Origin of the sequence: Paenibacillus arenilitoris (genome assembly GCF_014705655.1) — a bacterium.
GTDB lineage: Bacteria > Bacillota > Bacilli > Paenibacillales > Paenibacillaceae > Pristimantibacillus > Pristimantibacillus arenilitoris.
Genome location: NZ_JACXIY010000009.1, coordinates 69,046 through 88,788 on the forward strand (window position 1 = coordinate 69,046; position 19,743 = coordinate 88,788).

Consider the following 19,743-nt stretch of genomic DNA (forward strand, 5'->3'; position numbering starts at 1 on the left):
GCAGGGAGGGCCACGGGCAATGAACAGTTCCATGATTAATGCGATGGTATCGATGAACGCGCTGCAATCGAAGCTCGATTTGCTGGCGGATAATATCGCGAACGTGAATACCGTCGGTTACAAGCGAAAGGAAGCGACCTTCGAGGATCTTCTGACCAACCTGAGGCGGCAGCCGGATACATTCAACCAGCCGGGACGTCTGACGCCGATGGATTTCACGCAGGGCTGGGGCGCGAGAATGACGATGGTGCAGCCGAATTTGACGCAGGGGCCGCTGCAGGGAACCGAGAAGGATACCGATATCGCTATCGAAGGAAACGCCATGTTCGAGGTCACCGTCGACCCTGCCGGCAACCGCGGCTATACGCGAAGCGGGGCGTTTCAGTTGACGGTCGGGGCAAACGGTGATACCATTTTGGCAACGGAAGAAGGATATCCGGTCGTTGCGATGGTCGAAGATCCGGATACGGGCCTTATGGTGGAAGGCAATATCGTGGTGCCGCAAGGGTTCAATCTGCGGGTTAATCCGGACGGAACGGTGCTGGGCGTCTCCTCCGGCGAGACGAGGGAGCTCGGCAGCATCAAGCTGCTGCAGGCGACTCGACCTGCCGCATTAACGGCCGTGTCGGATAATCTGTTTGTCGTCGCGAACGGGATTAACGTAGGAGATGTCGTTCAGCGGATCGTACCCGATTCGCAAAATCTCATCCAGCTGTGCCAAGGCTACCTGGAGCAGTCGAATGTGAAGCTGACGGACGAGATGACCGAGCTTATTAATGTGCAGCGCGCCTATCAATTGGCGGCGAGAGCGCTATCGTCAAGCGACACGATGATGCAGCTGGCAAACGGCTTGCGCGCATAAGAACAGGAATGATGATGATGAGTATGGCCGACGAACGAATCGACCGCCAACCCGGCGAAGTCGTAAGTCAAGCTGAAGACGGCGTTGCCGTTAGGCAGAAGCGCGCGGGGCGCGCGAAAGCCGAGGGGGCCCCGAATAAGAAGCAACGGCCCGATGGGGTCAAGATGCTGCTGTGGATTTTGCGCAAAAGCATCGTGCCGCTCATAATGCTTATTATGCTTATTGCGGGATTGTATATCGGTTACGTCATATTCGGCAACGGACCGAAGACGGACGTGTTCAGCTGGTCCACATGGAAGCATTTGTACGACTTGGTGTTCGCCGAGTCCTAACCGGTTAACGGTTTGCTTGATCAGAAGAGTATGAATAAGAAAATGGCGGTGCCAGGGTTATCCCTGCACCGCCATTTCTGGTTTTCGGTCTGTTGCCGCCTCTTCTCGAGCAAATGATTCGTCTCGCGCCTAAGCCGCCGGTGCCGCGCGAGCTGTCCCAGGAAGCGCGTCTCGCGCTTAAGCCTGCAAACGTGCAGGCTTTCGGTCACTTCATGCATGCAGCGGAGCAAATGCATGCGAATGCGCATCTTTTTTCGTTTGGTTAGCTCGATAGGAGGCTCCCGTCCCGGAATGCCTGTACATTCGCAGGCATTTCATTCGGCAACCTCATTAATGGAGCAGAGGCTGCACAATCGCAGGCTTTTTGGTTGACGACTGGCCGGACGATGACAGCCTTTGGATAGGTGGTTGGAGGGCAGCACCGCTTACCAAGGAAAAGTTACCGTTACTTCACGGTCACCCGGATCGTGACGCTCTTGCCGGCGTAGACCGCTTTGATCGAAGCGGTGCCTTTGCCGAGCGCCGTTATTTTGCCGTTCGCGACCGTAGCTACGCTGGCCTTGGAGGTCGTCCAGACGGCGGTATCCGTTACATCAGCCGGACTGACGGTCGTGAAGTTGGCTTGCAGCTTGGCGGCGTAAGTTGCGCCCGGCGCCAGCTGAATCGATTTGGTGGAGAGCGTCAGCGATTTCAGCCTCGGCGAGACGACGACCGGGATAACGACCGGCTTGCCCTGGTAAGAGCCGGATAGCTTGGTCGTGCCGACGGCCGCCGCTTTGACGGACGAGCTGCGTACGGTCGCGATATTGATATTGCCGGATTCCCAGTTCATTTTGGAGCCGAGCGATACTTTCTTGCCGCTTTTGTAATAGCCGGTAATCTTCACGGTCTTCGTTCTGCCCGGCGTAAGCTCGATCGACGCGGGCTCGACCTCGAGCTTCACGATTTCCTCTTCGATTTTCACTTTAACGGATACGGTTTTGTTCAAGTAGGTCGCCGTCAGCGTTACGCTCGACGCTTCCAGTCCTTTGACCGTATCTTCCTTCAGCACGATGTTGTCGGACGAGCTCTTCCAGCCGACCCGGTCCGATACATCCTCTTCCTCCCCGTCTTCATTAATGACGGTAACGGCCGGATACGCCGTTTCCTTACCCAGAACGACGCTCATTTCCTTCGCGTCCGCGATCAGCTTGAGCGGCTTCACGTGAACGGTCAGCGTCGCTTCGGCTTCGAACCCCTGCGCGCTCGCCGTCAGAACGGATACGCCGATCGCCTTCGCCGACCACTTGCCGTTCTCGATGACGGCGATCTCCTCGTCGCCGGACGTCCAGGTTACGAGCTTGGACACGTCGGCCTCTGTGCCGTCGAACAGCTTCGCGGTCACTTTGGGCAGATCGCCGCTAATGCCGGCGAAACCGTCGATCGCTTCGGTTTCGATCTTCAGCTCGGTAATGCTCGGGTATACCGTGACGTCGATGCTGCGGCTGACGCCCTTGTGCGTCGCGGTTATTTTCGTCGTGCCGACCGCTTTGGGCGTTACCTTGCCTTTCTCGACGGTGGCGACCACGACATTCGAGGACGTCCAAGTCGCATTATCGGTAACGATCTCGATTTCGTTCGCGTTGCTGAGCACTTCCGCCATCAGCTGAAGCGGTTCGTCCTGCAGCTGCATATGGTATTCCTTCTCGGGCGTAAGCTTGATCGATTGATAAGGCGTCCGGACGACGACGTCGATGGAAGCCGTCACGCCGAGCAGAGAGACGGCGATCGTCGTCTTGCCGGCGCCCGTCGCGGTGACGACGCCTTTGTCGACGGTAACGACCTTCTCGTTGCCGCTCGTCCATTTGGCCGTATCGGTGACGATCAGCGTCTCGCCGGTTTTGGCCGCGACGGAGGCGGCAAGCGTTTTGTCGTCGGCGCCAACCTCCAGCTCCAGCAGCTTGTCGCTAGTCATGTCGTCGCCGTCGATCGCTATCGACTTGTACGGCGACGTAACCTTGAGCTGGATGGCATCGGATTTGCCCTTCAGCTTGGCCGTAATCGTCGCGGTGCCCGCGCCGACCAGCGTGACGGTGCCTTCGCTGACGGTTGCGACGGCGGAATTGGACGTCGACCAGGCCGCGTCGTCCGTTACGGTCTCCGTCTCGTTATCTTTGGTTCCTTGGAGCGCGAGCGTCAGCGACCCGCCGAGCTCGATGTCGAGACTGGAAGGGGCCTCCGCGCTGCCTTGGAGCAGCTTGACGCTGTCGTATACGTAATCGGACTTCGCTTTAATGGAAGCCGTGAAGCCCTTGTAGGTGGCGGTAATCGTGGCCGTGCCCGAGCCGATGCCGGTCAGCGCGCCCTTGTCGACTTTGACGTACGAAGTGTTGGACGATTTCCAAGTTGCTTCGGCCGTGACGTCTTTCTTCGAAGAAGCGCCGGAAATATCGGCAAGCAGCGAGACGTTCACTTTGTCGTCCTCGACGAACACCTCGAGCGAGGCGTTTCCGTCATTGTAATCGGTCTCGTCGTAATCGAATTCGATCCCGGTGACGGTGTCGTCCGCGGCATAGGCCGTTCCGGACAACGACGTCAGCAGAAGAGCGAGCGCGAGCGTCGAGGCGAGCCATCGGTTCCCTGCTCCGGCCAGCTTCTTGAAGCGTAATCTAAAGTTCACTACATCCCTATCCTTTCCGCGATGAAAATGAATATTGTTCAAGTTCTTTAACGGATTTTGGCAGGCGAAAGTGAAGGCTTGAGGGATAATTTGTAAATAAAATTTTTGTGAAAGCCGCGTCCGAAGCGAATCCGTGAGCGAATTCTAACGGTTTCGCGGGCACAAAAGTTTTATTTTTGGGGAAGGTAGTTGTATAATAGTTGGGAGCCGGGAGCGGCCGGCAACAGGTAGAGGAGCGTGACCGTTTGAATCTGCCGAATCTTTTGACATGCCTTCGTTTTGTTTTAATTCCCGTATACATAGCGGTTTTCATGAATGGACATATGATCCCCGCCTTCCTCATCATGGTCGCCGCCGGCATTACCGACGTCCTCGACGGGTATATCGCGCGGAGAAGCGGCCAGGTGACGAGCGTCGGCATGATGCTCGACCCGCTCGCCGACAAGCTGATGATGATTACGGTAATCGTATCGCTGCTCGTATCCGGCCATGTTTCCTGGGCGGCCGCCGCGGCGATGTTTTTGCGCGATCTCGGGATGATTGCGGGAGGCTTTTATTACCATTTCCGCGGAAAGAAGACGGTGCCGGCCAATTGGATGGGGAAGCTCACGACCGTACTGTTTTATGTGGCAATCATGCTCATCTTTTTTGAAGTGCCGTACGCCCATTCGTTCCTGTGGGGGGTCATCGGCTTCTCGTTCGTTACTTCCATTATGTACGTCGTCATGTTCAAGACGCTCAACAAGTCGGCGACGGAGACGCCGCCGGGTCATTCGTGAGCCGCCCGGCGCCTAAGCCCGGAACGAAAGAACAAAGAGGCCAGACGGCGGACGCTTCAGGTCCAAAGCCGCCGGGCCCCTTATCTTAACCTTCATGAACTGCAGTTTCACGAAGGATAGCTATAGTTTCGCTCAAACAACCCGTTTTTATACCAAATCGCATCCGAAAGGGGCTTTTCTCGCATGCTCGATATTAATCAAATTCAGGAAATTATCCCTCACCGTCCTCCGTTTCTGCTCATCGACCGGATTCTGGAAGTCGAACCGGGGGTGCGGGCGGTCGGTCTCAAAAACGTAACGATGAACGAACCGTTCTTCGTCGGCCACTTCCCCGGCTATCCGGTTATGCCCGGCGTGCTGATCGTCGAAGCGCTTGCCCAGGTCGGCTCGGTCGCGATGCTGATGGTCGAGGCGAACCGCGGCAAGCTCGGCTTCTTCGCGGGCATCGACGGCTTCCGTTTCCGCGGTCAGGTGAAGCCTGGCGATACTTTGACGCTGGAGGTGCAGATAACGAGACTGAAAGGGCCGATCGGCAAAGGACAAGCCGTGGCTAAGGTGGGCGATCAGGTCGTCGCCGAAGGGGAGCTTATGTTCGCTTTGTCCGATCCTTCTTAATTCAAATTCTTAATAAGGAAAGAGGCTGGTAATAATGACGAATTCTACGAATGCTGCCGTTAACGCAAAATATGACGCTTGGTTGAACGATCCGCTTATCGATGAAGCGACGAAGGAAGAGCTCCGCGGCATTGCCGGCCAAGAGAAGGAAATTACGGATCGGTTCTACCGCGACCTGGAATTCGGCACGGGCGGCTTGCGCGGCGTGATGGGGGCGGGCACGAACCGTTTGAACGCCTACACGGTGGGCAAAGCGACGCAGGGGCTCGCGAACTGGCTGCTGGCCGGCGCCGCGGATGGATCCGCTCCGTCCGTCGTCATCGCGCACGACTCGCGCAACAACTCGCCGGAGTTCGCGCTTGACGCGGCGCTCGTGCTTGCGGGCAACGGCATTACGACTTATTTGTTCGAGTCGCTTCGTCCGACGCCGCAGCTGTCGTTCGCCGTTCGCGAACGGAAGGCGTCCAGCGGCGTCGTCATTACGGCGAGCCATAACCCGCCGGAATATAACGGCTACAAGGCGTACGGCGCCGACGGCTGCCAGCTCATTCCCGAGCAGGCCGAGGAGGTCATCGCGGCGATCGGCGGCATCGCGGGCTTCGACGAAGTGAAGCGCATGAGCCGCGAAGAGGCGGAGGCGAAGGGACTGCTTCGCTGGCTTGGCGAAGAGGCCGACCGCAAGTTCGTCGACACGATCGTGGCGCAAAGCTTGAACGCGGAGCTGCTGAAGAGCGGCCTCGGCGGCAAGTGCAGCGTCGTCTTCACGCCGCTCCACGGCACGGGCAACAAGCCGGTCCGCGAAGCGCTTGCGCAGGCGGGCTTCACGAACGTGCACATCGTACCGGAGCAGGAGCAGCCCGACGGCTACTTCAGCACGGTGAAGTCGCCGAACCCGGAGGAACGCGAGGCGTTCGCGCTGGCAATCAAGCTGGGGCAGCAGGTCGACGCGGACATCATTATCGGCACCGACCCGGACGCCGACCGGATGGGCGCGGTCGTCAAGAACAACGAAGGCGAGTACGTCGTGCTTTCCGGCAACCAGTCCGGCGCGCTCATGGTCGATTACGTGCTCGGCCAATTGAAGGAGCGCGGGCAGCTGCCGGATAACGGCATCGTCGTCAAGACGATCGTCACGAGCGAGCTGGGCGCGGAGATCGCGCGTTCCTACGGCGCCGCCGTCGAGAACACGCTGACGGGCTTCAAATATATCGGGGAGAAAATGACGCAGTACGAGCAGACGGGCGAGCGCTCCTTCCTGTTCGGCTACGAGGAGAGCTACGGCTATTTGACCGGCACCTATGCCCGCGACAAAGACGCGGTCGTCGCCTCCCTGCTGATCTGCGAGGCGGCCGCTTACTACAAGAGCCAAGGCAAAACGCTGTACGACGTGCTGCTGGAGCTGTACGGGAAGTTCGGCTACTACCTGGAAGGCTTGGAATCGCGCACGCTCAAGGGACTTGACGGCGTGCAGAAAATCGGCGCGATCATGGAAGACTGGCGCATGAACCCGCCGAAGGATATCGCCGGCGTCCAAGTGACGGGCGTGCTCGATTACGCGGGCGGCCTTGACGGCCTTCGCCCGGAGAACGTGCTGAAGTTCACGCTTGCGGACGGCTCGTGGTTCTGCCTGCGGCCTTCCGGCACGGAGCCGAAGATCAAGGTTTATTTTGCGGTTAAGGGAGACTCGCAGGAGGCATCCGCTTCCGCGCTTCAATCGCTCAAGACGGCCGTCATGGAACGGGTAGACCGCAGCGCATAACGAAACGATAGCGAACCGCTTTAGAACGGAGGATTTACGTGCTTGTACGATGGCAGCAGTGGAATCGGTGGGCAAGACTGGCATTATGGATCATTGCATTGATCGGCGTCGCGGCGGCTTTGCCGCTCGGCGCCGTCCGGATGGACACGGAGAGAAGCTCCAAGGAAGTCGAGTACGTGTTCGATTACCGCGACATCGTCGAGGTGGCGGAGCTGCAGCCTAAGCCGCAGCAGTTTCTGGCCGAGCATCTGGAGCTTTTGGCGGAAGCCGGCGTCACGACGATGGCGGTGTACGAAAGCTCGCTGAAGGAGCTCGTGCAATCGGGAAGGCTGACGTATTACAGCTCGCGGGACGCGGCGCTGCTTCAGGGCAAGTTCGAACCGGTCGGACAAAATTTCACTTATATTTTGTTTAACGGCCCCGAAGAAGAAGAGAAGATCGGACCGATCGTCCGCGAGGCGTTCGATCATATCGACGTCGCCTACTCCGACTGGTCGTACGGCGGCCGGAACGGGATCGTCGTCGAACTTCCGGTCGCGGAATCGGTCATGAAGACGATGACGTTCGATCCGATGTCGCTTGACGCGATCCGGGCTGCCGGCCTTCGCGTTCTTCCCAGATTCTCGGACCGGATGCGTCCGTACGATCAGGAGGAGATGGACGCCCTTCTCGGGCAATTGAAGGAGGAGTACGGCGTCAATCGCGTCCTGTTCGACGGGGACAAGGTGAAGGGCGCTTCCGACCAAGCCGAGCTGAAGAGCCTCGACGGCTTCGGGGAGCTGCTGGACAAATACGGTATCGGCCTCGCCGCGATCGAAAACTTGAAAAAACCGCAGCAGGGCATAAATAAATTAGCATATCTTACAAATTATAATGTCGTAAGGCTGTATTCGCTCTCCGAGAAGGACGGGCTCGATATGTCGCCGGGAGCGATAACGGACCGTTTCCTCCTCGCCGCGAAGGACCGCAACATCCGCATGTTCTTCCTGAACGGCTCGATCGAGGCGAACACGGAGAAAGCGAAGTTCGTTCACTCGCTGGACAAGCTCGCGGAAACGCTCGACGGCGAGAACGGTCTGGTGGCGCAAATGACGGAAGCCGGGTTCGCGCCGGGCGATCCGAAGCCGTTCGCGTTCGAGCAGCCTTCGTGGGCGAAGCCGCTTCGTGGCGTCGTCGCGATCGGGGCGATCGCGATCATCGCATTGATGGTAGGGGCGTTTATACCGGGCGTCTATCTGCCGGTCTTCCTGCTCGGCCTTGTCGGCAGCGCGGGACTATACGTGCTCAACAGCTCCACGATGGAGCAGGCGCTGGCGCTCGGCGCCGCCATCAGCGCGCCGACGCTCGGTCTGGTTTGGGTCATGAACCGCATCTATTCGCGCACGATCGGGGAGCGCCGCATGATCGGCGGACCGAACTGGTCGGTCGGCCGCAGCAAGACCGTGAACGCGCTGCATCAGCCGGGGGCGGTGTACGACAACGGCGGCAAGATGAAGTGGGTGTTCCCGGCCATGTCGTTCGGCCGCCGGTTCGGCATCGCGCTGACCTGGTTCGTCGTCGCAACGTTAATTTCGCTTATGGCCGTTCCGCTCGTGTTCGGCCTGCTGAACAATATTACGTACATGCTCGTATTGGAACAATTCCGCGGGGTAAGCCTGCTGCATTTGGCTCCGATCGCGCTTGTCGCCGTATACGTGCTGCTCTATAACGGCCAGCTGTCGATGGGCAAGGTGCGCGATATTCTGTCGAAGCCGATCACGCTGACGTGGATCGTGCTCGCGGCCGTTATCGGCGCCGTCGGCTACTACTACTTGTCGCGTACCGGCAATGCCGGACAAGTCTCGTCCATCGAGCTCGTCATCCGCGGCTGGCTCGAGTCGACGTTCGGCGTGCGGCCGCGGTTTAAAGAATTTTTGCTGGCGCATCCGCTGCTGCTGCTGGGCTTGTTCCTGTCGCTGCGGTACCGCGCGGCATGGCTGCTCGTCATCGTCGGTTCGATCGGCCAGCTCTCGATGGTCGATACGTTCGCGCATATTCATACGCCGCTCTTCATTTCGGTCATTCGCGTTCTTCTCGGCCTCGGCGTCGGCATTATTATCGGCTGCATTCTGATTCTGGCTTGGCAGATCGTGGAAGGGGCTTTGCGCAAATGGGCACCGGCAATCGTCCGCAAGTTCGTCGAATAGTCATCTCCGGTTATTACGGCTTCAACAACAGCGGAGACGAAGCGGTGCTTCGGTCGATCCTGCTCGCGCTGGAGGAGCAGGGCCGCGAGCAGGGCGTGGAGATTCAGCCCGTCGTGCTGTCGGGCGATCCGGCGTGGACGAGCCGGATGTACGGCGTCGAGTCGGTCCGGCGGATGCATCCCGGCGACCTGTGGAAGGCGCTGCGGGGCAGCGACGGGCTCATCAGCGGCGGGGGCAGCCTGCTGCAGGATGCGACCAGCGCGAAGACGATCCCGTATTACACGGGCGTCATGAAGCTGGCGCAGCTGCTGGGCAAGCCGACGTTCGCTTATTCCCAGGGCATCGGCCCCGTCAACCGCCGCTGGATGGACCCGCTCATACGCGGCGTCATGAAGCGCAGCGCGTATGTGTCGGTGCGGGACGCCGAATCCGCCGCGCTGCTCGGGCGGATCGGCGTCCCCGCGGACCGGATCGAGGTCGTTCCCGATCCGGTCATGGGGCTGCCGCTGCCGGCGGGCGCCGCATCGGCGGACCCGGGCGCGCTCCGCGCGGGGGAGCCGCCGGTCGTCGGCGTCTCCCTGCGCCGCTGGCGCGGCGACGGCGCCGACCTCGGGCGCGCCGCCGAAGCGCTGGTCGCGCTGTCGAAGCGCATGCCCGTGCGGCTGCGCTTCCTGCCGTTCCACACCCCGTCCGACACGGAGACGTCGGAGCAGGTGATGGAACGGCTTCGCGGCCGGCTCGGCGACGAATCGTCCGCCGAGCTGGCCGCGCCCGGCGACGACCCCCAGCAGATGCTGCTGGCGGTCAGCCGGTGCGACGCTTTGTTCGGCATGCGCCTCCATGCGCTCATCTACGCGGCCAACCAATACGTGCCGATGCTTGGCCTCTCCTACGACCCGAAGATCGATCAGTTTCTTCATCGATTGGGACAGGCGCCCATCGGCACGACCGATCGACTCGACGCCGAAGCGTTCGCGGACGCGGCGTGTTCGCTGCTTGCGGACCGGGAAGGATGGCTGGCCGTGCATAAGCCGGCGATCGACGAGCTCAAGCGGCAATCGCAGAGGCCGGCGCAACAAATCGTACAATTGCTTCGTCATACACTATTGAGGTGATTTCCTCTTGCAGAAACCAATACCAACGGTGCCGATCTACGGCATCCCGTTCTCCAAAATGTCCATGGACGAGACGGTAGACTATTTAACGGTGGCAATAGAGCAAAAACGGCTGACGCATGTCATTACGGCCAACCCGATCATGGTCATGTCGGCGGTCGACGATCCGAAGTACGCCGAGATGATGAAGCGCGCGGACCTGATCGTGCCGGACGGCGCGGGCGTCGTTTGGGCGGCCAAGTTCGCCGGCAATCCGGTGACGGAGCGCGTGACGGGCATCGAGCTGATCAACCGACTGCTTCAGCAGGGGGAACCGCGCAGGTGGCGGGTTTATTTGCTCGGCACCTCGCAGGACATTATCGATAGCGCGGCGGAGAAGCTGCAGCTGCAATACCCGCAGGTGCGCATCGTCGGAAGCCGCAACGGCTTTTTCGGGCCGGAGCAGGACGATGAAGTCATCGATGCTATCCGCGCGGCGGAGCCGGATTTGCTGTTCGTGGCGCGCGGAGCGGAGACGCAGGAGCCGTGGATCGTCAAGTATAAGAAGCGTCTCGGCGTCCCATTGGTCATGGGAGTCGGCGGCTCTTTCGACGTCATTTCGGGCAAGCTGAAGCGGGCCCCGGTGCTCTTTCAGAAGCTGCGGCTGGAATGGCTGTTCCGTCTGCTGCAGGAGCCGAAGCGGTACAAAAGAATGCTCGCGCTGCCGAAATTCGTCGTGAAAGTGCTTCGCGACAAAGAAAACGTAACAAAACCTCGGGCTATGCCGTAAAAATCTCGTAAAATCCGTGAAAATCGGTTGAAAACGGGATTGGAGTTTCTTTTTCAATCGGAGTATAATTCACTTCGGTAGAAAGAAAAGGGGAGTTGCACACATGCCTGTCGGCTTGCTGTATACTATTGGTTTTATTACCGCACTCGTATTAGCTCTCGCTCTAACGCCGCTCGTGAAGAGGTTCGCGTTCAAGGTCGGCGCCATCGACAAGCCCAATTACCGCAAAGTACATACGCGCATAATGCCGCGTCTTGGCGGTCTCGCTATTTATATCGCATTCGTAGCCGCTTACTTCATCCTGTCGCCGTTCCTTCCGGACGGCCTGCTTCGCGCGCAGGATTCGAACATGATCAACGCGCTGCTCGTCGGCGGCACGATCATTATTATTCTCGGCGCGCTGGACGACCGCTTCGAGCTGTCGGCCAAAGTGAAGCTGCTCGGCCAGCTTGCGGCGGCATGCGTCGTCGTGTTCGGCTTCGGCGTCAAGATTGACCTGCTGAACATTCCGTTCGGCGAGTCGATGCAGCCGATTGCCGGATGGATCAGCATTCCGCTTACGATTCTATGGATCGTCGGCGTGACGAACGCCATTAACTTGATCGACGGCTTGGACGGGCTCGCGGCGGGCGTGTCCGGCATCGCGATCGCGACGATCGTCGTGATGGCCTCGCTCATGGGCTTCCAGCCGGTCATCCTGCTCAGCACGCTGCTGCTCGGCGGCATCGTCGGTTTTCTCGTGTTCAATTTCCACCCTGCGAAGATCTTCATGGGCGACTCGGGCTCGCTGTTTCTCGGCTTCAGCCTCGCGACGCTGTCCATGCTCGGCTTCAAGCAGGTAACGATCGTATCGTTCGTGACGCCGCTGCTCATTATCGGCGTGCCGCTGTCGGATACGTTCTTCGCGATCGTGCGCCGCTGGGTGAACAAGCGCCCGATCTTCGCGCCGGACAAAGGCCATCTGCACCATCGCCTGCGCGACCTGGGCTTCAGCCACCGCCGCACCGTCCTGATCATCTGGGGCGTCGCCGCCGTGTTCGGCGCGCTCGCGATCATTCAATCGGCCGTCGTGCAATCGAGCGCGGCCAACTGGATCACCTTCGCCGTCATCTGCATGCTGATGTTCTGCCTGCAAATCGGCGCCGAGATCACCGGCATCGTCGACAAGACGCGGAGGCCTCTCATTAATTTCCTGAACCGCATGTTGAGATTGAAGGTGACGCAGGAGACGCGTTCGAAATAACAAGTGCCCCGGTTCCAATTGGAACTCGGGGCATTTTTTTGTTCCATTTTACTTGCATGCCTAAAAAAATGGAAGCCGCTGACCGATAAAAACAGTACAGAACTTTTCTGGGGTCATTACTGTAAATGCAGCCTGATCTGCTAAGGATGAAAAGGGAGGTTTTTTTATAGAGAGTATGTGGAATCGCTGCCGTTTCGTCCATTATTTTGATAACCATGCACGTTATATACATAAAGGAGGAAATTTGTTTTGAAGAGAGTCGTTTCGCTTATTCTTTCTTTGGCGCTGCTAATTACGCTGCTGCCTCCGTTCGGTGCCTCTCAACAGGCTTCGGCCGCGGGCTCGTACTTTTTGTTTCCCAACGAGCAGGACAGGCCGGGCAACGCGCGGATCGTATCCGACCAGAGCGTCACGCTCGAAGGGACCATTAACGGCGTTGTCGGCAATTCGATTAGCTACAATGTAAAACAAATTACTTGGGACGGTACAACCGAGAGAGAAGTAAATAAAACAGAAGAGATCACTACGGGTATTTCTACGACGGCAGGGGACAACAAGCTTAAGATTTCAAACTTAACGCTCTTTCCCGGTTTAAATAAAATTACGTTTAAAGGAATCGCAGGCACATCGACCGTCAGCGAAGCCATCTATATTGAATACCGTAACAGCCCTATGCTTTATGATCTGAAGGTTACATTTGAAAACAAAGATTTTACGATGGCCGAAGACGAACCGACCATGCTTTATTCAACTGCTCCGGTTATTAAGCAAACCGGCGATATCGTCATTTCCGGCAAAGCGCCGAACGCTCAGAAGATTACAGTTGTTATTAACGGACGAAGCTACGAGTTTAACGTATCCACTTCTTCCAGCGATAGTCGATTCAGTACATCGCTGCTAAGTATTCAGAAGGGAATTAATACCGTTATACTTAAGGTTCACAATAATGGGCAAATCGTTGAAACAACCCGTGAAATCGCCTTTTATAATGGAGAGGTAACTTTTTACGATTTGCATGTAAAAGACACTACATCGACTGCAGCCTATGAACCGAATTTGAACTTCTCAACCGTAGCTGCAGATGTGGATGATATTAAAGTAACCGGTAAAGTCATTTTGCCGCTCCCATTGAAAGATCTGAACGGAACTCCGGCAAATACAATTGCGCCAACAGCTGCTAATCTCCAAAACATGCTAAGATTGGAGCATAAGGAAGCCGGGGATACGGTTGCCTCCTCAACCTATCCGGATGCAAATTCAATTACGGTTTCACCAACCGTTATCGACAGTTCGACGAAGTTTATAACTGTATCCTATACATTCAGCTTGCCGACTCTTGCGTTTGATGTGGAAAATCAATTCCGGATATTTGCGCCGAATAACAGCATTTATCAAAGTTCGGAATGGAATACATTTGTTTTGCGGGACAAAGGCAAGGCTTTTATCTTTGATATTAATTATTTGTCCGGATATGTTCCATCCATGTCCTCTCCGACCGTCAACGTAGGTCGTCTGCAAGGACTTCAAGGGACGGATATTCCGAGTGACGGTGTAAATGTGTATTCGATGCCGATGGGCTTAGAAGTACTGATAGGAAATTACGCAGGTATGGGAACGTATTCCGATATATTGAATGTTGAAGGCGGTACCGGATCGAGCTTCAAGCAAATTAATCATACCGAAATTGTTTATCGTACGGTAAACAATCAATCGGTACCGTTTTTGAGGTTGTTCGTTGAGATCAATAAGCTTCCGACATCGGGCACGAACACCATTAAGGTTAATTTAAAAAGCAGCACGAATGGTTCCACCGAAGTGAAAACCATCGTGGCAAAGCTTTTATATGGCCCTTATGTGAAGTTTAATACGCTTGTCGAGGGTATGAAGGTTGAATACGATTCGGTGAAGGATACGAATCCGTTAACGCTGTTGAATAAACTGGGGCTATTCAGCGGTCAACTGTTCAACATTGCGAATGAAGCGGAAGTTATTTATGCAGATGATCCAGGTAACAATAAAAAGCAATCCGTATTTCTTTATATTAATAATGTAGAAATTCCATTGGAGACAAATGGTTCAGCTACGTCTTTTAGACCGAAAAATTTAAGCACGCCTGCAACGATTTTTAACGTTCTTAACAAAGCGGGAGAAAATACGGTTAAATTCGTATTCCGCACGGCTAAAAATAATTATGAGAATACGTTGAAATTTACCGTCGTCCCGACGAACCTGCCAGTCATTCCAGCGCCTAATACGGATGGTGTTTATCCGTATAGCGCAACATTGACCAAGCCGCTGCCGAATGACGCGAATTTCCCGATGCAGGGCAGTATCTATACAACGAAGGAAGCGCGCCTAAACGTATATGGTACGTTTGATTTTGTCGATTTGGGCGGCGAAGCGAGCTTTGCGACTGGAATTTCGAATATTACCGATAAGAAGAATTATAAAGTTACGATTTCATCGCCTAACTGGAATTCCGAAGTGAAGTGGGACTTGTCGAAGGAGTTCACACCAACCAAAAATGGCGTACCGATTGTCGGTTATGAGACGACGCCTTATCGAACGCCAACATCCGATCCGGCTCATGAACATAATGCTTCAACGCCGGATGCTAAAATCGATTTCTTTTATGATGTCGAAGGACAGTATTTCTATTTCAAAATCATCAATCAAGAGATGCCTGCTGACGGCAGCTCGCAGGTTTACGTAATTACGGTATTCAACAGCGGTGAAGCAGGCCCTAGAGCAACGTACCGGATGGAAATCGACGCCACCTCGATTCCTTATACCCGATACGCGCCGCTTGATGAGAAGCTTACGACAAATCAAAACTTTGTCGAGGTTATCATCGCTGCTCCGGGAGCCGAGACGCTCGTAATCGGCAAGGAAATGGCGAAGAAGGTCAAGTACATTGATTACAGCCAGAGTACGCCGCAGTATATCGATGCGTTCAGCTTGACGGTTAAGGATTTGAAGCCGAATAAAGCAAACGAAATCGAATTCACGATTACTCGCGGTCAGGATGAAATCGAAGATACTTTTGAGGTCCAGTATCAGCCCGCCACAATTCCGGGAGCGCAGTTTATGGAAACGATGAAGAAGACGCATAAAGCGTTTGACGGAAGCCTCGAGCTTTCGTTCGAGAGCAATACGAAGCTTGTCCGTCCTTCTTACAACGACTCAACGAGCCATGCCGGACAAGTTTACAGCGGCAACGATATCCTGTTCTCAATTGCAAGTCCGAATGACGGAATAGTGGATCGGCATGAGTTCGAAAGCCAGCCTGCGAACTATTCGGCGAACAGTACGGCGGAAGGAAACCTTCATATCGGCTATCGCTTCCAGGATCAGGCGAGACAGTATATTAAGGCGAGCCCTTTATTCTGGATCGACGGCGGCCAGGCGGACGATCCGGAGAGCGCCTCCTTTGATCCCGTTAACACTGGTCAAGATCCATTCCCTTTCCCAAATATTGAGGGAAAATCGACGGATAGCTTTGCCAAGAGATGGAATCAATTTGGCCTTGAACTCGTTCCGACAGAACCGGGCGAGCTTACCGTCGCTTACGATGCCAGTGTCGCTCAAGCTGCAGGAACGACAATTACTGTGTTCCGATTCGATCCTTATAACAGCACGTGGGAAAACATCGGCGGCGTTGTTAACGAAAAGGACCGCACGGTAACGGTGCCATTTACCAAATTCGGCTATTATGTCGCAGCCAAACTGACGCGCGGCTATAACGACATCAATGATCATCCTTATGCGCGTGAAGCAATGGAAGCGATCTATGCAAAAGGGGTAATGAATGCCGTTGACCCGATTGGGGTATTCGGAGCCGACCGCTACGTCACTCGCGGAGAATTTACGCGCATGATTATCCGAGCGCTGGATATTCCGTTGAATTATGGCGGAGGCATGCATTTTACCTATTATCCTGAGACGATTACGAATGCCAATAATGCCAATTCCATTTATGATTACCGCTATATAGAGACAGCAGCTCGCGCGGGCTTTGTAAGGGGGACAAGACCTGGCTTCTTCGACGAGGATGTCGATTTATCCCGCCAGGACGCGTCGGTTGTATTAGCTCGAGCTCTTAACCTGAAGCTGGAGACGGACGCTAAGAAAGCCAAGACCGCGTTAGATAAGGCGTTTAAGGACTCCGGAAGCTTCGATTACTACTCGATCCCGGCCGTAATCGCTATCCAGAAGAAAGGCTTTATTCAAGGCGCGCTCATCGATCCAAGCAATCCCAAGAGCGGTTCCGTCTTTGAACCGAAGGCGAAGCTGCTCCGAAGCGACGCTGCCATTATTATGGCCAGAGTCATGGCTGATTTGAAGAAGCTTCCTAAGATTTACGGTCAAAAATAACCATGAATTAGACCGGCGGAGGCGCCGGTCTTTCTGTGTACAGAAACATTATCCATGGAAAAGTTTTTGCATATACTCGTCTATCGAAACAAGCTATACTAGCAAAGTAGCAAATGCGCCTCGCGCGCGCACTACATAGATGAAGGAAGACAAGATTCTGAAAAAACTTAAAAAGTTTTTTCGAAACATCGCAACTTTTCCGAATCACATGCGTTTAATTACATGATGTTGTTAAAACGACGGAAATGATCCGCAAGCCCTGTCTTTCCAGGACGGAATTGGAATGAATTCTCAAGTTCCTCTTTACGGTGAGAGTGGCCCATTGTATAATGTTATAGTGGTGGCGCGACTCTAGCAATTTTCACACTTTATTTACAAGTTTCTACAACATGATCTTACATAAGGGTTTATCATGATTGTAGACATCATTTATATCTAATCCATGCTCAACTCTGGGAAGGGGGTGAATCGGCTATGAGGGAAACGAGCAATTCATTAGTTTCTAAAGAAAACTCTCAACAACCGAAGCATTTTAGAGGAGGAAAAACAAAGGTTATGAAGAAAAAATTAGCAGCATTCGCATTGGCTTCCGCTCTTGTCATTCCAACAGCGGTTCCAGCATTCGCAGCTACGCCATCTGACGTGGTTGGCAAGCCGGTACAATCCGCAGTAGAAGAGCTTTCGGCTCTGGGCATTATCCAAGGTTATGAAGATGGAACATTTAAGCCAGACAACGCGATTACCCGCGCTGAACTTGCGAAAATCATTGTTATCGCTACTGGCAACGAAACTGCAGCTAGCTTGATGCAAAATGTTAAGCCTTCGTATAAAGACGTTAAGGCTAACGCTTGGTATACAGGCTACATTAATGTTGCTACAACTAAGGGCATTATCCAAGGTTATAACGGCAACTACCGTCCAAGCGATAACGTTAAGTTTGAAGAGGTAGTAGCGATTATCGTTCGCGCTCTCGGATACCAAGACAAATACTTGTCTGGATCTTGGCCGTACAACGTTTTGCTGCAAGCTGACGAAATTGGCTTGTTTGGCAACATCGACATCGCGACAGGCACTCTTGCAAATCGCGGCATTGTTGCTGAACTGACTTCGAACGCACTGGGCGAAACGCTTGTTGGTTATGACGCAGACGGCAATCAAGTTGACGTTGATAAAAATGGTAAAGTGATTACTACTGGTTCTCCACTTGTTCCATTGATCAACAAGCTTGGTAGCAGCGCTGATAAAGTTCTGACTGCTGCATCTTTGAACAGCGACAAAGAAGTGGGTCTGAACGGCTCCCGTGAAGATACTGCTGCTAGCTTCTTTGTAACTGGCGGTAAAAAACTTGCTGGTCTTCTTGGCCACACAGTTAGCGTTCTTTACAACAAAGACGGTGACGTTCTTGCTGTAACGGATGCGCAGGACGCTAAAAACATCGTAGTTGCTACATCTGACGCAATTAATGATGTTGGCGATTCTACTTACATCGAAGTGAATGACGGTGCTAAAGAGTATGAAGCTCTTTCCAACCTCTTCATTTACGACAACACGGATAGCCAAGCTAACACTTATGACCTCGCTAACGGTAAAGAAGTAGTCCTTCAACTGAACGGCGATGGTAAAGTTCAAGCTCTATTGGTTAATGATTGGGATGCAAACATCCTTCTTGACGAGGTTGTAGCTTACAACGATTACAGCCGCGTAACGACTAAAAACGGTGGTACTTTCAAAGTGGTAAGCAGCTCCGCTATTTCCCTCAACGGTGAAGCAGTAGCGCTTGCTGATCTGAAAGAAGACGATGTAATCAATGTTCTTGTAAATGACGCAGGCGAAGCTATTAACGTTGTTGCGACTCGTAACGTTGTTACTGGCAAACTTGAGTCTGTTGGCCTGAGTGGTTCTGACGTGACTTACCAAGTTGGCGGCAAATCCTACGTTGCTATTCAAGACGGTGACGATCTGACTGCTGCGAACATCGGTACTGAGTACACTTATTACCTGAACAAAGACGGTAAGATCGTATACTACGCAACTGCATCTGCTGTAGATAACAGCCAATATGCAGTGGTATATGAAGCTCCAGACGCTCCAGTTTCGCGTCTTATTGATGGCGAAGTGACTCTGCCTGTATGGTATAAAGTTGTTTACTACTCGTTGAAAGATTCGAAGAAAGTAACAGCTTACACTAAAGACGCTGATGTAATCACTTTGGATGAGAAGCTTATCGAGCTTAAATTCGATGGTGATGGTAACATCGCATTGACACCAGCTCAAGTTTCTGCTGCTGTTAACCTTAATGCAGCTTATGAAGTTAATGAGGTAACTGCTACCAAGTTGACAGTTGAAACTGGCGCTACTGACATGAACTATGTTCTTAACAGCAACACGATCTACCTGAAAGTTACTGTTGACGGTGCTGACACTACGGTAGCTGTAGGAGCCGCTGCTGACGTAAGCAAAGGCGACGAAGTTGTTGTTAAAGCAGAAGCTGGTGTAGCTAAATATGTAGTTGTAACTTCCGATGGGGACGCTGCTGACCTTCCTGCAGTAAACGGTCTGCTTGTAAGCACGAAGAAAGTTGCGACAAGCGCCACTGAGTCGACTTACTCTGCATTCATCAAAGTTGATGGCGAAGATAAAGAATTCGCAATCGACGGCGATGCTTATACTACACTGAACACTTTGACAAAGTATGATCTTGTCAAGCTGACAGATGATGGTGTTGCAAACAACGCGCTTTATGAAGATGTAGCGCATGTAGCTCGTACTGCTGAAGCTGGAACGCTGACAGTTGACAATGCTACAAAAACAATCGTTGCTGCTGGTGCAAATTATGTAGTAACTGCTGATACTCAAATTTATGTAACTCAAGATACGTTCGATTCCGTTTCGGTTGGTTCGTTTACAGATCTTCGTGTTGCAGCTGACGGCACTAACTACGGTACTGGTGCAAACCAATACAAAGTTGTCGTTCAAGCTAGCGGTGTATCTTACGGCGGTATTGCAGAAGCTGGCGTAATCATCGTTAAAGCTTACTAAGACTTCTAAGA

The 19,743-nt window shown here is 54.0% G+C and carries 12 protein-coding genes; 11 read left to right on the forward strand and 1 reads right to left on the reverse strand.

What is annotated here, in order from left to right:
• Positions 1–19 precede the first annotated feature (19 nt).
• Together IDH41_RS07330 and IDH41_RS07335 are read left to right on the forward strand one after the other, a co-directional pair.
• Positions 20–862 carry a flagellar hook-basal body protein gene (locus IDH41_RS07330; protein WP_190859639.1) on the forward strand — a complete coding sequence of 281 codons (843 nt, stop codon included), beginning with the start codon at positions 20–22 and terminating at the stop codon, positions 860–862.
• A gap of 17 nt (positions 863–879) precedes the next feature.
• Complete coding sequence (locus tag IDH41_RS07335) at positions 880–1,194, forward strand: DNA-directed RNA polymerase subunit beta (protein ID WP_190859640.1); 315 nt, start codon at positions 880–882, stop codon at positions 1,192–1,194.
• Between the two features lie 445 nt (positions 1,195–1,639).
• Here IDH41_RS07335 and IDH41_RS31905 read toward each other — a convergent pair whose 3' ends face one another.
• Positions 1,640–3,853, reverse strand: a complete 2,214-nt coding sequence (locus IDH41_RS31905) for an Ig-like domain-containing protein (protein ID WP_190859642.1) — start codon at positions 3,851–3,853, stop codon at positions 1,640–1,642.
• 245 nt (positions 3,854–4,098) lie between these two features.
• Between IDH41_RS31905 and IDH41_RS07345 the strand changes: the two genes are divergently transcribed.
• The 9 genes from IDH41_RS07345 to IDH41_RS07385 all read left to right on the forward strand — a co-directional run bounded on the left by IDH41_RS07345 (position 4,099) and on the right by IDH41_RS07385 (position 19,732).
• Positions 4,099–4,632, forward strand: coding sequence for a CDP-alcohol phosphatidyltransferase family protein (locus IDH41_RS07345; protein WP_190859644.1), 534 nt, complete (start codon positions 4,099–4,101; stop codon positions 4,630–4,632).
• 183 nt (positions 4,633–4,815) lie between these two features.
• The gene (gene fabZ / locus IDH41_RS07350) at positions 4,816–5,247 is read left to right on the forward strand and encodes a 3-hydroxyacyl-ACP dehydratase FabZ (protein WP_190859646.1); all 432 of its coding nucleotides are present in this window, start codon (positions 4,816–4,818) and stop codon (positions 5,245–5,247) included.
• A 34-nt stretch (positions 5,248–5,281) separates the two neighbouring features.
• Entirely contained in the window at positions 5,282–7,006 is a 1,725-nt protein-coding gene (locus IDH41_RS07355; protein WP_190859648.1) for a phospho-sugar mutase, read from the forward strand.
• Positions 7,007–7,044: 38 nt separating this feature from the next.
• Positions 7,045–9,192 carry a DUF5693 family protein gene (locus IDH41_RS07360; protein WP_190859650.1) on the forward strand — a complete coding sequence of 716 codons (2,148 nt, stop codon included), beginning with the start codon at positions 7,045–7,047 and terminating at the stop codon, positions 9,190–9,192.
• A complete protein-coding gene (gene csaB, locus IDH41_RS07365) occupies positions 9,156–10,307 on the forward strand; it encodes a polysaccharide pyruvyl transferase CsaB (protein ID WP_190859652.1) in 1,152 nt (383 codons plus the stop codon). The genes IDH41_RS07360 and csaB overlap by 37 nt, the downstream gene beginning before the upstream one ends.
• A 58-nt stretch (positions 10,308–10,365) precedes the next feature.
• On the forward strand, positions 10,366–11,076 hold the full coding sequence (locus IDH41_RS07370; RefSeq protein WP_190859756.1) for a WecB/TagA/CpsF family glycosyltransferase: 711 nt from the start codon (positions 10,366–10,368) through the stop codon (positions 11,074–11,076).
• A gap of 103 nt (positions 11,077–11,179) precedes the next feature.
• Positions 11,180–12,319 carry a glycosyltransferase family 4 protein gene (locus IDH41_RS07375; protein WP_190859654.1) on the forward strand — a complete coding sequence of 380 codons (1,140 nt, stop codon included), beginning with the start codon at positions 11,180–11,182 and terminating at the stop codon, positions 12,317–12,319.
• A 249-nt stretch (positions 12,320–12,568) separates the two neighbouring features.
• Positions 12,569–16,693: an S-layer homology domain-containing protein gene (locus IDH41_RS07380; protein ID WP_190859656.1), complete on the forward strand. Its 4,125-nt coding sequence runs from the start codon at positions 12,569–12,571 to the stop codon at positions 16,691–16,693.
• A 474-nt stretch (positions 16,694–17,167) separates the two neighbouring features.
• Positions 17,168–19,732, forward strand: a complete 2,565-nt coding sequence (locus tag IDH41_RS07385) for an S-layer homology domain-containing protein (protein WP_190859658.1) — start codon at positions 17,168–17,170, stop codon at positions 19,730–19,732.
• Positions 19,733–19,743: the final 11 nt, after the last annotated feature.